The organism is Robertmurraya sp. GLU-23, from assembly GCF_052983275.1.
Window position 1 is genome coordinate 76,916 of the sequence record NZ_JBRKCV010000003.1, and the last position, 13,814, is coordinate 90,729.

At 37.8% G+C, this 13,814-nt stretch carries 15 protein-coding genes and 1 riboswitch; of the genes, 8 read left to right on the plus strand and 7 right to left on the minus strand.

Features of this window, described 5'->3' with window-relative positions; genetic code table 11:
• Window positions 1–3: 3 nt before the first annotated feature.
• Entirely contained in the window at window positions 4–687 is a 684-nt protein-coding gene (locus ACVBAX_RS07845; protein ID WP_447116550.1) for a DUF4956 domain-containing protein, read from the minus strand.
• Between the two features lie 20 nt (window positions 688–707).
• Complete coding sequence (locus ACVBAX_RS07850; protein ID WP_391557107.1) at window positions 708–1,406, minus strand: polyphosphate polymerase domain-containing protein; 699 nt, start codon at window positions 1,404–1,406, stop codon at window positions 708–710.
• Between the two features lie 286 nt (window positions 1,407–1,692).
• Here ACVBAX_RS07850 and ACVBAX_RS07855 point away from each other — a divergent pair, with 286 nt between their 5' ends.
• The 3 genes from ACVBAX_RS07855 (at window position 1,693) to ACVBAX_RS07865 (ending at window position 3,769) form a co-directional block, all read left to right on the plus strand.
• A complete protein-coding gene (locus ACVBAX_RS07855; protein WP_119710361.1) occupies window positions 1,693–1,998 on the plus strand; it encodes a PTS sugar transporter subunit IIB in 306 nt (101 codons plus the stop codon).
• Window positions 1,999–2,037: 39 nt separating this feature from the next.
• Entirely contained in the window at window positions 2,038–3,369 is a 1,332-nt protein-coding gene (gene celB, locus ACVBAX_RS07860; RefSeq protein WP_447116730.1) for a PTS cellobiose transporter subunit IIC, read from the plus strand.
• 73 nt (window positions 3,370–3,442) lie between these two features.
• A complete protein-coding gene (locus tag ACVBAX_RS07865) occupies window positions 3,443–3,769 on the plus strand; it encodes a PTS lactose/cellobiose transporter subunit IIA (protein ID WP_447116551.1) in 327 nt (108 codons plus the stop codon).
• A gap of 88 nt (window positions 3,770–3,857) precedes the next feature.
• Here ACVBAX_RS07865 and ACVBAX_RS07870 read toward each other — a convergent pair whose 3' ends face one another.
• Window positions 3,858–5,153: a sensor histidine kinase gene (locus ACVBAX_RS07870; protein ID WP_447116552.1), complete on the minus strand. Its 1,296-nt coding sequence runs from the start codon at window positions 5,151–5,153 to the stop codon at window positions 3,858–3,860.
• Window positions 5,146–5,829 carry a response regulator transcription factor gene (locus ACVBAX_RS07875; RefSeq protein ID WP_447116553.1) on the minus strand — a complete coding sequence of 228 codons (684 nt, stop codon included), beginning with the start codon at window positions 5,827–5,829 and terminating at the stop codon, window positions 5,146–5,148. Before ACVBAX_RS07875 ends, ACVBAX_RS07870 begins: the two co-directional genes overlap by 8 nt.
• A 166-nt stretch (window positions 5,830–5,995) precedes the next feature.
• Here ACVBAX_RS07875 and ACVBAX_RS07880 point away from each other — a divergent pair, with 166 nt between their 5' ends.
• Entirely contained in the window at window positions 5,996–8,026 is a 2,031-nt protein-coding gene (locus ACVBAX_RS07880; protein WP_447116554.1) for a carbohydrate-binding domain-containing protein, read from the plus strand.
• A gap of 39 nt (window positions 8,027–8,065) precedes the next feature.
• Here the strand turns inward: ACVBAX_RS07880 and ade are convergent, their stop codons facing one another.
• The 3 genes from ade to ACVBAX_RS07895 all read right to left on the minus strand — a co-directional run bounded on the left by ade (window position 8,066) and on the right by ACVBAX_RS07895 (window position 11,228).
• A complete protein-coding gene (gene ade / locus ACVBAX_RS07885; protein WP_447116555.1) occupies window positions 8,066–9,796 on the minus strand; it encodes an adenine deaminase in 1,731 nt (576 codons plus the stop codon).
• Window positions 9,797–9,824: 28 nt separating this feature from the next.
• Window positions 9,825–10,295: a deaminase gene (locus tag ACVBAX_RS07890; RefSeq protein WP_430774390.1), complete on the minus strand. Its 471-nt coding sequence runs from the start codon at window positions 10,293–10,295 to the stop codon at window positions 9,825–9,827.
• Between the two features lie 411 nt (window positions 10,296–10,706).
• Complete coding sequence (locus tag ACVBAX_RS07895; RefSeq protein WP_447116556.1) at window positions 10,707–11,228, minus strand: hypothetical protein; 522 nt, start codon at window positions 11,226–11,228, stop codon at window positions 10,707–10,709.
• 374 nt (window positions 11,229–11,602) lie between these two features.
• Window positions 11,603–11,686: riboswitch (cyclic di-GMP riboswitch) on the plus strand.
• A 96-nt stretch (window positions 11,687–11,782) separates the two neighbouring features.
• On the opposite strand from ACVBAX_RS07895, the gene ACVBAX_RS07900 reads away from it, so the two are divergent.
• The 4 genes from ACVBAX_RS07900 to ACVBAX_RS07915 all read left to right on the plus strand — a co-directional run bounded on the left by ACVBAX_RS07900 (window position 11,783) and on the right by ACVBAX_RS07915 (window position 13,804).
• The gene (locus ACVBAX_RS07900) at window positions 11,783–12,154 is read left to right on the plus strand and encodes a type II secretion system protein (RefSeq protein WP_447116557.1); all 372 of its coding nucleotides are present in this window, start codon (window positions 11,783–11,785) and stop codon (window positions 12,152–12,154) included.
• 85 nt (window positions 12,155–12,239) lie between these two features.
• Window positions 12,240–12,992, plus strand: a complete 753-nt coding sequence (locus ACVBAX_RS07905) for a prepilin peptidase (RefSeq protein WP_447116558.1) — start codon at window positions 12,240–12,242, stop codon at window positions 12,990–12,992.
• Between the two features lie 13 nt (window positions 12,993–13,005).
• A complete protein-coding gene (locus ACVBAX_RS07910) occupies window positions 13,006–13,410 on the plus strand; it encodes a type IV pilus modification PilV family protein (RefSeq protein ID WP_447116559.1) in 405 nt (134 codons plus the stop codon).
• The gene (locus tag ACVBAX_RS07915) at window positions 13,400–13,804 is read left to right on the plus strand and encodes a prepilin-type N-terminal cleavage/methylation domain-containing protein (RefSeq protein ID WP_447116560.1); all 405 of its coding nucleotides are present in this window, start codon (window positions 13,400–13,402) and stop codon (window positions 13,802–13,804) included. Before ACVBAX_RS07910 ends, ACVBAX_RS07915 begins: the two co-directional genes overlap by 11 nt.
• Window positions 13,805–13,814 lie beyond the last annotated feature (10 nt).

A 13,814-nucleotide genomic window follows, 5' to 3' on the forward strand; every position in this document is an offset into this window, starting at 1 on the left:
ATACTAGGCTGTGAAGTTTCCGTCGTAACTTAGCATTATGGCAGATCTTACTCCATCCATTTCGGAAATATTGTTGATAAAGCTCATGTCATTGTCCTTCACGCGGACTTCATAGGTAACTTCATATTCACTACCAGGCATGACAGATTTTGATTTAATCGTATGCTTTTTCGAGTTCTCAGATACCACATGCTCTAATGATTTTTCAATTGAATGGCCATTGTATCGTACGACTAATAGATATGGATTTTCCACTTTAATACGATTTCCAAAGAAGATTAGAATGGCTGCAATGAGTAGTGAACCAAGAACAGCAAGTGGCACAAAGCCAGCTCCGCTAAGAATACCTACAATGATTGCCCAGAACAAGTAGACGATGTCAATTGGATCTTTAATCGGTGTACGGAAACGAACAATCGATAATGCACCAACCATACCAAGTGATAATAATACATTAGATGAGATACCGATAATCACTAGGGATGTGGCCATTGACATAACAATAAGTGAGATATTAAAGGTATGTGAATAGATCACACCTGTGAACGTCTTTTTATATACCCAATAGATAAAGAGACCAATCACTAATGATGCAAATAATCCAATTAAGGAATCGACGATTGAAAAGCTGCTTGTTTGCTCTAAAAATTTAGACTTGAAAATATCCTGAAAATTAATTGTATCCATTTTCTATTCCTCCAATATTGTTAACCGAACATACGGCTTATTTGGTATTTTGAATAAGTGCCTCTTCGTCTGTCATGAAGCTGAACTAACTGCTTGATGACATCAGGTAAAAACTCATCGTATTTTACTTCTAAAATGACAATACCAGGGGTTGTTTCCACCATTGGTACATCCGGATTTAAAAGATCATTGTTTCGGAAGCTTGTCTTAACGGAGCTATCGAATGTGACTCGGACATTTCCATACTCGTAAATAAAAACCTCTCTCTCATAATCCACGATGGTCACAGGTTTGATTTGCAGCAGATTCATTTGCATGTACAAATCCCTCATCAATGGTCGTGAATCATTTTCCATCCAAGCGATGTCTCCGATTCTTACCTTTTCATATTCATCAATCGTCATACGACACTTCTGTTTATAGGTCATATTATTTCGTTTGCTCTTCTTTTCGAGATTAATGTAGCTCGTGTTATGGTCATACAGACGAACACGGAACTTGTCTCGTTCGAAAAAACCTTCCTTCTTTTGTTGAAGAACTTTATTATCAAAATTATCGAAGTATACACTTCGGATTAAGTATTTCCCATCATTATTCGCATTTGGGTCAGCCGTCATCACATGCTGTAGCTTGCTTCTTAATAAGTAGCAATCCATTTTTGTGATTTCGTGCTTAAGTTCATATCTCCCTTGAACACCATTTAAGGTCATTGCCTTCACCATGTTTCAACTCCTTTATGTTAGCTCCTTGAATTACATTATCGGTGGGCAACCTTAAACAAACCTTAAAAGAAATTTACAATATAATTTTTTGTACAAAGGAAAGCTAGTAAAATAGTAGTAATAATTTTTTCCGTTGAGAAACGGAAAAAAGATAGATATTAATGAAATCGCTTTCATTGTAATATGAAATCAACAAGGAGATGCCAACACATCTTCTTCATAAAAAGAACTTATCTCAGTTATTTACAAATAAGCAATTAAAACACTTTAGGGGGAATTTATGATGAACATTCTATTATGCTGTGCGGCAGGTATGTCTACAAGTTTACTAGTAACAAAAATGGAAGCGGCTGCAAAAGACCAAGGACTTGACTCAAAGATCTGGGCAGTAAGTGCAGACCAAGTAAAAGCAAATATCGATCAAGCGGATGTATTGCTTCTTGGACCACAAGTACGTTACCTCTTACCTCAAATGCAACAACTAGGAAAAGAAAAGAATATCCCAGTTGATTCTATTAACCCAATCCACTACGGAATGTGTAATGGTGCAGAAGTATTAAAAACAGCAGTAGGACTAACGAATAAATAATTTCTAAAAAACTCTAGGTAGAGAAGGGAATGAAACGTGATGAATAAGTTTTTAAATTTCCTAGAATCAAAGTTTATGCCTTTTGCTGGTAAATTAGCCGCACAAAGACACTTAGGTGCGCTAAAAGATGGAATCATCCTAGCGATGCCAATGATTATTATTGGGTCTGTATTCCTAATCTTAGGTTTCCTACCGATTCCTGGCTATGCTGATTTCATGGCAAGTGTGTTCGGAGATCAATGGTTAGCAAAACTAATGTATCCAACTGATGCAACGTTTAACATGATGGGTCTAATCGCAGCATTCGGTATTGCATATCGTCTAGCTGAGCGGTATGGCATTGACGCCATTACAGCAGGGGTAATCTCACTGTGTGCATTCTTATTAGCTACACCATTCAATGTACCGTTTACTCCAGATGGAGCAGCAGAAGCCATTGCAGTTGGCGGAGCGATTCCAGTTGCATTTATGGGAAGTAAAGGACTTTTCGTAGCCATCTTAATCGCATTATTCTCAACAGAAGTATATAACCTTATTCTTAAGAAAAATATCGTTATTAAAATGCCAGATAGCGTTCCACCGGCAGTAAGTAAATCGTTTGTTGCACTTGTTCCTGGTTTTATCGTTATTACTACGATCTTCCTTATTCGCTTAGTAATTGAGTACTTTGGAATCAACAGTATTCATGACGTGGTTCAATTAGTACTTGGTAAGCCACTTGGATTATTAGGCGGAAGCTTAATCGGTTCAATTTTTGCCTACATGCTTATTATGATGCTTTGGTCTGCAGGTCTACACGGAACAAACATCGTTGGTGGTGTTTTAAGCCCAGTTTGGTTAATGGCAACAGAAGAAAACCAAATTGCGTTCCGTGCTGGTGAAGAATTACCAAATATCTTTACATCACAATTCTTTGAAGTATTCGTTAATATCGGTGGTACAGGTGCTACATTTGGTCTAGCGATGCTCATGCTTTTCTGGGCAAAGAGCCAACAGATGAAGGCGCTTGGTAAATTATCGGCTGGTCCTGGAACATTCATGATCAACGAACCAATCATCTTTGGTACACCAATCGTTATGAACCCATTACTAATCGTACCGTTCTTCTTAACACCAATCGTGTTAATCATTGTAACGTATTACTCAATGAAGTTAGGTTTAGTTGCGAAGCCAGCAGGTATCGCAATTCCTTGGACAACGCCGCCAATTATCGGTGGATACCTAGCAACTGGTGGTAAAATCTCAGGTGCGATTATGCAGGCTGTCAACGTCGTTATTGCTCTAGCTATCTACTTCCCGTTCTTCAGAATGTGGGATAAGATGAAGCAACAAGAAGAAGGCGGAGTAAATAATTCATCAAAAGTGAGCTAATAACATCAAGACATCAAAACAATTAGTCTCACATGAGTACATGTGAGACTAATTTCTTACGGAGGGTTTTACAATGGCATCTATGGAAGAAACGATATTTCAAATTATTTTACATGGTGGAAATGGAAAGAGCTGTTCAATGGAAGCAATCGCAGCAGCGAAACGTGGAGATTTCACAGAAGCACGAGCAAAACTTCAAGAAGCGGCAGAAGCTTTGAACGAGGCACATCATGTTCAAACGTCATTAATCCAAGGTGAAATTAGAGGAGAAAAAGTAGAGATTTCTCTATTAATGGTTCACGCGCAGGATCACCTGATGAACGCCATTTCCATGAAGGATTTAGCAACTGAATTTGTTGAATTATACGAAACAATAAAGTTAGAAAAGGTATCTGGCTAATGAAAAAAAATCAATATTACTAATAAAGGTGTGGATGAGAAAAATCCATGCTTTTATTTTGTGTAAAAAAAGAGCCACGTTTGTGACCCTATCTAGGTAGTCTTACTTTAAAGGTAGTTCCTTTGTTTTTATTCTGGCTTGCCTTTATCGTTCCATCATGCTGCTTCACAATCCAGTGAGCAATAGATAACCCTAGACCAACTCCACCTGTTTCTCTAGAACGGGCTTTATCTTCGCGATAGAAACGATCAAAAATGTATTTCATATTCTCTTCCTTGATCCCGATTCCTGTATCACTCACTTCAAAAATAATTTTGTGGTCTTCTTCATACGTTTTTACGCCAATGCTATCATTTTCACCGGTATATTTTAACGCATTATCAAGCAATATGACGAGCAACTGGTGTAGGCGGACTTCGTCTGCTTCCATTTTCATGTCGCAATTCAACTGAAGCCATAAATGCTTGTCCTGTGACTCCGCAATTTCGATATAAGGGGCACATACGTTTTTCACAAATGTGTCGACATGAATCGTTTGCTTCACCAGCTGTGTCTCAGCAGAATCAGCACGAGCTAGGGTTAATAAATCAGAAGTAAGCTTCGATAGTCTTCTAGTTTCAGATAAGCTTAGCGCAATATTTTCAAATTTGTTCGCTATTTTCTCTTGAGGGGAAGTTAACAAAAGTTCAAGTTTATTTTGAATAATCGTCAAAGGTGTTCGTAATTCATGTGAGGCATTCTCGACAAATTCGGCTTGTTTTTTCCAAGAAAGAATAATCGGTTGCATCATTTTTTTCGATAAAATATAACTTGCTGAAATAGATAGGACGATAAAGACGATAGAAAAAATAATGATTAGCTTTTGGAAGTTATTGATGATTGTTTCTTCCGCGTCGGTATTGATCATTAATTGTACATATGCTACTTCATCATTCTCGTTTGTATCTTCAAATAGCAAATATCTAAAGTGGTATTGATCGTCTATAGTTATATTGGTTACCGTATCAAGATTGTTTTTGTCTAGAGTAAAGTCTTGTAAATAACTTTCGTAAAATAATGATCCAATTTGATCTCCCTCAATGATTTCACCATCTTTATTCCAATTTAAGATAAAGATACGTGGATTCTTGATTGCCCTTTGGTCGTTATTCGGAGGAGTACGATCGATACTATCTAAAGGTCGGTCTCCATTAGTTATATCTGAGAATTCACTCATATGTTTCTCTTTTACCATTAAAAGTTCTTCGTCTGTTTTTTTAAATAACGTTCCTTGAACTTGGCTAAAAATAATAATTCCAAAAATCGTAAAAATAATCGTAAAAGCAATAAGGTTAAAAATCATGAACTTGAGCTGTTGGCTACGGAAGATTTTCTCCTTAAACATTTCCTTCACCTTCTGAAAGCATATAGCCTAATCCTCGAAAGGTTTTGATATATTGATCATAATCGTATTTTTTTAAGTTTTTGCGTAGGTTGCTTGCATACACTTCCACAACTGTTGTTGATGTATCAGACTCAAATCCCCAAATTCGGTCAAAAATTTGTTCTTTGGTTAGGATCGTATTTTTATTGTTGATTAAGTACTCGAGTAAATCAAACTGCTTGCCATTTAGTTTAATCACTTCCTCACCAATTGACGCTGTTTTATTTTTCAAGTGTAAATGTAAGTCCTTAAAGGAAAGGATATTTTCTTTAAATGACCCCACAGAACGTCGAACCATAGCTTCTAAACGTAATAGAAGCTCCTCGCGATGGAAGGGTTTGACTAAATAATCGTCTGCACCCACCTTAAATCCTTTAATCTTATCATCTATGCCGTCTTTTGCTGTCAGGATAATAACAGGCGTTGTAATATTCTTCTTTCGGAGTTCCTCTAGTACCTCGTAACCATTCATATGAGGCATCATAATGTCTAAAATGATCACATCAAAAATATTTTGTTCTGCTAAATACAATCCTTCTTCTCCATCAAATGCTTGTTCAACTTGAAACAAATCATTTGTCGTTTCTTTGATCGATTCCGATAGGACTTTATCATCTTCTATAATTAATAGATTCAATATTCTTCGCCTCCTTGTATGAACTGTTTTTGCTTGAATGAATTAAGTTCGATTATAGGGGCTAATTCGAGAAATGCAAATTATTTATTGAATATAAATTTTTTTAAGGTTTTGTTAAGGTTGGGCAAACATAATAGGCTTATCAAATAGAAAAGGAGCCAAGTTGATGAAACGAAAATATAAATTTACGAAGTTAATTGCACCTTTATTGTGCACCACATTATTATTTGCCTGCAGCAATACGGAAGAGGAGTCTAGTTCAGAAACAAGTACTGCTACAGAGGTTAATATAGAGAGTTTAAGCACACTAGCAGACAGCGACATACAATCTGTTGTAAGTGGACTTGTAAGTTATAGTGATGATGATCTTTATACAGACTGGGAATATGAAGAGGTAACAAGTATCCAGTTGAATGGATCAACAGCAACCTATGAAGGATCAGGTGGTGTAGTTGTTTCAGGAAGTACCGTTACGATTAAAACAGGGGGCGTATATGTTCTTAGTGGAACATTAGACGATGGTCAAATTGTTGTAGATGCAGAAGATAAGAATACCGTTCGAATCGTATTAAATGGAGTAGATATTACTAGCAGCTCTTCAGCCCCTATATATGTGAAGAATGCAGAGAAGACAGTTATCTCTATGCCGGAAGGAACGGAAAATACAATAACAGATGGATCACAATATGTGTACGATGATGCAGAAGCAGAAGAACCAAACTCAGCCATTTTTAGTAAAGGCAATTTAACGATTAATGGGGAAGGAAAACTTGTGGTTGAAGCGAACTTTAACAACGGAATTACAGGAAAAGATGATCTGAAAATCACGGGTGGAAATATTGAAATTACCGCTAAGGATGATGCGATTGTTGGACGAGACCTGCTGGCTATTAAGAACGGAACGTTTACGATCACAGCAGGTGGTGACGGCATGAAAACGACCAATGATGAGGATGCTGAAAAAGGAAATCTAGTCATTGAAGCTGGAACATATTCGATTTCAGCAGAAAATGACGGAATTCAAGCCCAAACCTCTCTGTATACATTAGGTGGAGACTATACCATTACAACTGGTGGAGGAAGCCCTGAGACGGTTGCGGCTAATGAAAATGCAATGGGTGGAAGAGGCCAAAGTGAATCAACTACTACAACAACAACGACAGAAACAAGCAGCTCAAAAGGGTTAAAAGCAACAGCTGAACTGGCCATCGCTGGTGGAACATTTGACATTGATTCTCTTGACGACGCCGTTCATAGTAATGGTAACGTCCTTATTGAAAGTGGGGAATTAGCGATTGCGACCGGAGATGATGGCATCCATGCGGACTCTTCAGTCTTAACGAAAGGTGGAAATATCACCATTACTAAGAGTTACGAAGGAATCGAAGGTGGAGTCATTGCGATTGCAGATGGAAACATCGATGTAACGGCAAGTGATGATGGACTCAATGTTGGTGGTGGAGTCGATGGGTCAGGAATGGACATGGAGAGCAGTGCATCTTCTGATATGATGCTTCAAATCAGTGGTGGTTATGTGTCTGTTAATTCACAAGGTGATGGACTTGACTCGAATGGAAACTTTGTTATGACTGGAGGAACGGCGGTCGTAAGTGGCCCAACCAACTCTGGAAATGGTTCATTAGATTATAATGGGACCTTCGAAATCTCTGGAGGATTATTAATCGCAGCTGGCAGCTCCGGAATGGTCCAAGCAAGCTCTGATACGTCTGAGCAAAATGGCATTCTTATGACATACCCAGCAACTCAAAGTGCAGGGACATTAATACACTTAGAAGATAGTGAAGGAAATACAATAGCTACATTTGCACCAGAAAAAGAATATTCTTCTGTATATATCAGCTCGTCTGATTTAGAAAAGGACTCTAGTTACACATTATATTCTGGAGGAAAATCAACAGGTACAGAAACGAATGGTTTATACACGGATGGAGAATATAGTGGTGGCACGAAGGTGGTCGAGTTCACCATTTCTGATGTCGTAACCTGGCTGAATGAATCAGGAGTGACAGAAGCCCAAAGCGGTATGGGTGGAATGGGAGGCCGTGGTGGTGGCGGCGGAATGAGAGGCGATGGAGGAACACCGCCTGAAGGCATGGAACGACCAGATAGAGGGACAACACCTGGCACGGATTCTAGCACGACCGACCAAAGCACAACAACGGGTGATAGTTTATAAGAACGAGTAAAAGGTAGAAGGGATTTCCTTCTACCTTCTTTAACATGGAATATGTTTTTGATTTTTTACATCATACAGTCCTTGAGCGGTTAGCTTAATTTCTGGGATGACTGGTAGAGATAAGAAGGATACCGTTAAGAACGGGTTGAAGCCTTCGCCTACGCCAATTTCCTCTAGTGCAAAGGTCAGCTTATTTAAACCAGCATACACGTCTTCATATGTGCCCATTGAAAGAAGACCAGCAATGGGGAGGTGAAGAGAGGCTAATACTTCTCCATCTTTCACAACGACAAGTCCGCCCTGCATTTCCTTTATTTTTTGAGCAGCAAATAAGATATCAGAGTCGCTTGTTCCAGCGACCACTAAATTATGTGAGTCATGAGCAACAGTAGACGCAATCGCTCCATTTTTCAATCCTAACCCTTTGACGATTCCTACGCCAATTTCATTCGTATAATGATGCCTTTCAATAACAACTAGCTTGCATTGATCTTTTTCTAACGAAGATTCAAAACAACCCGTTTCGTTTACGGTCACTTCTTCAATGAGATGATTGGTTACGAGGCTATTTTTATTGATTTCTATAATATTGGCTTTGTTTTCAGCAATAGGAAGATGTAATGCCTCTTCGGTAAAATCATGAAAACAAACGGTGTTTACATATTCAGAGGAGATATCTGCTTGCTCATTTTCTGGGAAATAAATTAATTGCCCATGTTCAACGATAAGATTTCCATCTTTAAATACATGGGAGATGCTTACAGATTCCAGATCATCTAGCAGTAAAAAGTCCGCGTCATATCCTGGTGCAATTGCTCCTTTTTCCTGTAACCCAAAGCACTCAGCTGTATTAATGGTAGCTAACTGAATAGCCGTAAGGGGGTCGAGTCCTTCTGAGATGGCTAATCGAACATTGTAATCAATGCTTCCTTCATGAAGGATATCATCAAGATGTTTGTCGTCTGTAACAAATAGACAGCGTCTAGCATTTCTTTCATTAACGACAGGAAGCAGCTTCTTTAAATCTCTAGCAACGGTACCTTCTCGAATCATAAGGTACATCCCGCGGCGCAAACGAGCCGTCGCATCTTCGGCCGTAGTACACTCATGATCGGTACGTACACCAGAAGTCATAAAGACATTAATGTCCATATCACTTAGACCAGCGGCATGACCATCAATTTTTGCGTTTAACCGCTTTGCTTCATATAGCTTATTTAACATCGACTCTTCCGCATGTTTCACAGCTGGAAAATTCATAACCTCTGCTAAACCGAGCACTCTTGGATGGGAAAACAATGGCGACAGATCCTCAATCTCAAGTGTGGCACCCGCTAACTCAAAGCTAGTGGCAGGTACGCAGGAAGGAAGCATAAAGTAAAAATTAAAGGGGAGATTTTCTGAAGTATCAAGTAAAAGCTGAATGCCTTTTACACCTAGTACATTGGCGATTTCATGAGGATCGGCAATAATAGTGGTCACTCCTCGTAGCAGCTCAACCTTCGCAAATTCCTTTGGAGACACCATAGATGATTCAATATGAACATGACCATCAAGAAAAGCAGGGCATACATATCGCCCGCTTGCATCAAATTCCTTTTTACCAGAATAATTCCCTACTCCAACAAAGGCACCATCTGTAATAGCAACGTCACCTTCATAGATTTCACCGGTAAATACATCAATAATTTTGCCATTTTTTATGACAAGGTCAGCCTCCATTTTCCCTGAGGCTGCTTCAATACGTTGTTTTAGTCTGTTTTTGTCCATACTCTCCTCCTAGAGTGTCTATAAGAGACTAGTATTCTGTTTTGTCAGATGATACTTCCCACATTTTAAACGGTAGATTGTACTGCTCAACCGTAATTTGATTCATCATAATCGTTCTGTTTTCAATTGGCAAGCTAATTTCTTCATAAATAAAGTGGTCATCAAAGCCAATTTGAGCCGCTTCCTCTTTCGTACAAGCATAATAAACTGCCTTTGGTCTCGCCCAATAAATCGCTCCGATGCACATCGGACATGGCTCACAGCTTGTATAAATCTCACAATCTGTTAATTGAAAGCTACCTAAATAGGAGCATGCCTCACGAATCGCTTGAACCTCAGCATGGGCAGTAGGGTCATTGCTGCTCGTGACCTCATTTTTTCCTTTTCCGATAATTTTCCCGTCTTTAATCACAATGGCCCCAAAAGGACCACCATGATTACTTAACACATTTTCACAAGCTAACTTAATCGCTTCATTCATAAAAAATACTTTTTCCAATAAAATCACCTTTTCCGATGTTGTGAATGTTTGAGTAAGGCTGTTTTCGTAAGGTAGTTGTTAAAATCTTAAAGCCGATTTTAACGTGAAAATAACTATTTTACGCTTAAGAATTTAGTTTGCAGGCTCTCTTCTTATTAAATTTATGCTATTTTCTGCGGGAACTTAGCACAATTATTACAATTTTGTTCCAAAAAGCAACAAAGTTTAAGAAAAGAGCCTTGAGTAAAAAACTAACCTTTGTAAAAAGGTTAGTTTTTTGGGGTTGGAGGGATAAAGAAGGTTTATATAATAGGTGGGTATATTTCTGTATTATATGTATGTTTGAATATTCTGTCTGTTATGTTGTAACATTTTTTAACAATAAAAAAGCTCTTACCTGGAAAAGGTAGGAGCAACTTGTCAGATTATTTACTTAGAACGTAGTCTCTTGATAGCTTTTACGAGTAAGGTGATATACCCAATCATGATCCCATAACCAATCAGAAGAATAAGCATAGGCACATATTCGGGAGTAGTCCCAGAATCGGTAGACATGCCAGCCAAGAACAAAGGCATGATTGGAAGCATGATGACACCTGGTCCCATTCCAAGTACCGGTAAGGCACCGATCCCAATGACTACCCATGGCCAAATGGGTTTTTTCTCTTGAGGAGTCGGATCTAGATTTGTTTCAATGACAGTGTATTTTGCTTTATATTCGTTATATTTCTTAATGGCTGTCCAAGCTCTCTTCATTCCCCATAGCAAAACAACAATCATGCAAACACCAATTGTAAAGAAAATGATAGAGATAGAAGTTACGATTTCTAGTTGTCTGATTTGCATAAAAAGTGTTAACAGTATACCGGGTAAAGAGAAAACGATAAAAAGGCCACCCAAAATAAGAACAACCCAAGCCCAAATAGGTTTTTGTTGGTATGGTTGAGACATATGTAATCCCCTTTTTAATAGAATAAGTGATATTTTCTTCCTATTATAATGGGTAAAAAGGGAAAAATGTTACTTTGTTTTATAAATATTGGAAAAATTTATTTGAGGTAGATTATGATATCTAATAGGTATAAGGAACTATTTAATGGTTGCTCCTGTTATTAATTGGAATTGCTATTTCTGAAAAATAAAGATGATAAATGAGGAAATTGAAGATACTACTCTATATGGGAAAATAGTATAGAAAATGGTGTTTTTAAAATAATGTTTAGCCAACATTTCCTAATAGTAAATTTACATAAAACCTCTTTTTTTTTCATTTTTTTTAGTGTAGACTACTAGTAAATAAGTAATGTTTATCACAGAGTCTTTTCATTAGATAAGGGCGCGAAGAAATATGACTTGTACGTGGGCACCTGAGTCATATCGAGCGATTGGTGCAACCGACCTTTACAACTACATTCCATAGAATGAGCTGTAAAGGTTTTTTTATTCCCAAATTTTAAGAAAAAGCTCTCGAAAAAACATAAAAATTAAAAGGGGGACCTTTCTTCATGTTAAAATCATTAAAGAAGAAAATGAAAGACCAAGCGGGTTTAACACTAATTGAACTACTTGTTGTTATTGTTATTTTGGGGATTATTGCTGCTGTGGCGGTGCCGATGGTTATGGGCAATAAGGATAAAGCAGAGATTAATACTAATAAGCAGACTTTATCTATTTTAAAGGATGCAGTTAACAGATATGAAGTAGAAGTGGGAAGCGTACCAGCTGACGTAGGTGCACTTGTAGCAGGCAAATATCTAGATTCTGCACCAACATGTGCTGAAGATACAACAAAGTTTTTCACAGTTACTAACGGAGCTATAAGTTCATCTTGTAATGGTGTTTCAACACCATCTTCTGATGATTCAGACGAAGATTAATAGCTAATATTAGCTGTCGCAACATAAAAAATGCGGCAGTTTTATTTTTATGAAATGGAAACCTCGATGAAAGGGGCTGAAGTAATTGCTTATAGTTGATCTATTCATTATTATTATATCCCTCGTATTGGGTAGCTTCTTTAATGTAGTAGCAATCCGTCTCCTAAAAAAAGAATCCATCTCCTACCCACCATCCCACTGTACCTCCTGTAATCACAGGTTAGGTTTCTTTGACTTATTTCCTCTATTTAGTTACCTATTCTTAAAAGGTCGTTGTCGTTATTGTAAAGAAAGGATCTCTCCTTTATACCCATTAGGAGAGGGAATGACTGCAATCATATTTTTTATTGTTTACAAAGAAATAGGGCTTACTTCAGAACTACTACCTGCAATCCTATTATCAACGTTATTAATTCTTTCTGTACTAACAGACATTCGTGAAAAGTTAATTTTAGACGTGATTACTCTACCAAGTATTGTAGTTCTAGTAATTGTACGTTTCTTTATCGGAGAAGAACCATTTTTAACTTACTTACTAGGCAGTGTAGTTGGTTTCGGTTTGCTCTTGTTGCTTGCTGTTGTTAGCAAAGGCGGCATGGGTGGCGGTGACATTAAGCTGTATGCAGCTATTGGAGTGGTACTCGGCCCAGCACTAACTGTAATGAGCTTGGTTTTAGCCTCATTTGTAGGAGCCGTTGTTGGAGTACTATTAATCGCACTAAAAGTTGTTAAACGAAAAGAACCGATTGCCTTTGGGCCTTCGATTATGATTGGAACATTAGTGGCATACCTGTACGGAGAGGATATTTGGACCTGGTACAGCTTACTACTCCTATAAGGGGAAGATAAAAATGAACAACGAAAAGGGAGTCACATTAATTGAATTATTGATCTCTGTCGTCATTGCTGGAATGGCTATTATCCCTCTGCTGTTAATTATGACAGGCAGTTTTACTAGAACAACTGAACAGGGAAGGGATACACAGCTAATATATTTTGGCCAACAAGTAATGGAAGAAATCCGACAAAACGGCTTCACTGGTTCAACGCAAAATTATGACTGTTCCACTACGCAAGGCTGTAATATGCCTGGAACTCTCGGGGACCTGATAGACGCAACAGTTAAAGTGGTTGGGCAGGAATATACTCAAGAGAATATAACTCAAAGCTATAGTGAAATCCAAGTAATTGTAACTTCTGAAATAGATTCTAATGACCAAATCGAACTTTTTACGGTGGTGAGAAATGGTGAATAACCAAAAAGGTGTAACATTGATTGAATTATTAATTGTTATTCTTATTATGGTTAGTGTATCTGGACTTGTTTTCGCTCTATTTAGTTATGGGATAAAAATGGAAAGTGCAGTATCAAAGGAAAATGAATTGCAACGGGAAGCTAGATTTATAATGGAAACCATCTCTAATGCTGTTAGAGATGGGGAAGATGTTCGCAGTAAGATTTCATTTTCAAATAATGAATTAAAACTGGAATCAAATCTCTTATCGAATAACGTTAAGCAATTTGACTTTATGCCAGATGTAGAAAACGCAAGCCAATTCAAAGTAACCTTAGTTTTAGAAAAAGATAAACAAGAGTATAAAATATCTACTAAGGTAACCTCTAATGGAGAAGAAAGAGTAAGGTATTAGCTTTTTAGGG

Bases quoted from the DNA above. Each gene is read 5' to 3' on its own strand.
- ACVBAX_RS07845 (WP_447116550.1), bottom strand. From the start codon at position 687: ATGGATACAATTAATTTTCAGGATATTTTCAAGTCTAAATTTTTAGAG.
- ACVBAX_RS07855 (WP_119710361.1), top strand. From the start codon at position 1,693: ATGAACATTCTATTATGCTGTGCGGCAGGTATGTCTACAAGTTTACTA.
- celB (WP_447116730.1), top strand. From the start codon at position 2,038: ATGAATAAGTTTTTAAATTTCCTAGAATCAAAGTTTATGCCTTTTGCT.
- ACVBAX_RS07865 (WP_447116551.1), top strand. From the start codon at position 3,443: ATGGCATCTATGGAAGAAACGATATTTCAAATTATTTTACATGGTGGA.
- ACVBAX_RS07870 (WP_447116552.1), bottom strand. From the start codon at position 5,153: ATGTTTAAGGAGAAAATCTTCCGTAGCCAACAGCTCAAGTTCATGATT.
- ACVBAX_RS07880 (WP_447116554.1), top strand. From the start codon at position 5,996: ATGAAACGAAAATATAAATTTACGAAGTTAATTGCACCTTTATTGTGC.
- ade (WP_447116555.1), bottom strand. From the start codon at position 9,796: ATGGACAAAAACAGACTAAAACAACGTATTGAAGCAGCCTCAGGGAAA.
- ACVBAX_RS07895 (WP_447116556.1), bottom strand. From the start codon at position 11,228: ATGTCTCAACCATACCAACAAAAACCTATTTGGGCTTGGGTTGTTCTT.
- ACVBAX_RS07900 (WP_447116557.1), top strand. From the start codon at position 11,783: ATGTTAAAATCATTAAAGAAGAAAATGAAAGACCAAGCGGGTTTAACA.
- ACVBAX_RS07910 (WP_447116559.1), top strand. From the start codon at position 13,006: ATGAACAACGAAAAGGGAGTCACATTAATTGAATTATTGATCTCTGTC.
- ACVBAX_RS07915 (WP_447116560.1), top strand. From the start codon at position 13,400: ATGGTGAATAACCAAAAAGGTGTAACATTGATTGAATTATTAATTGTT.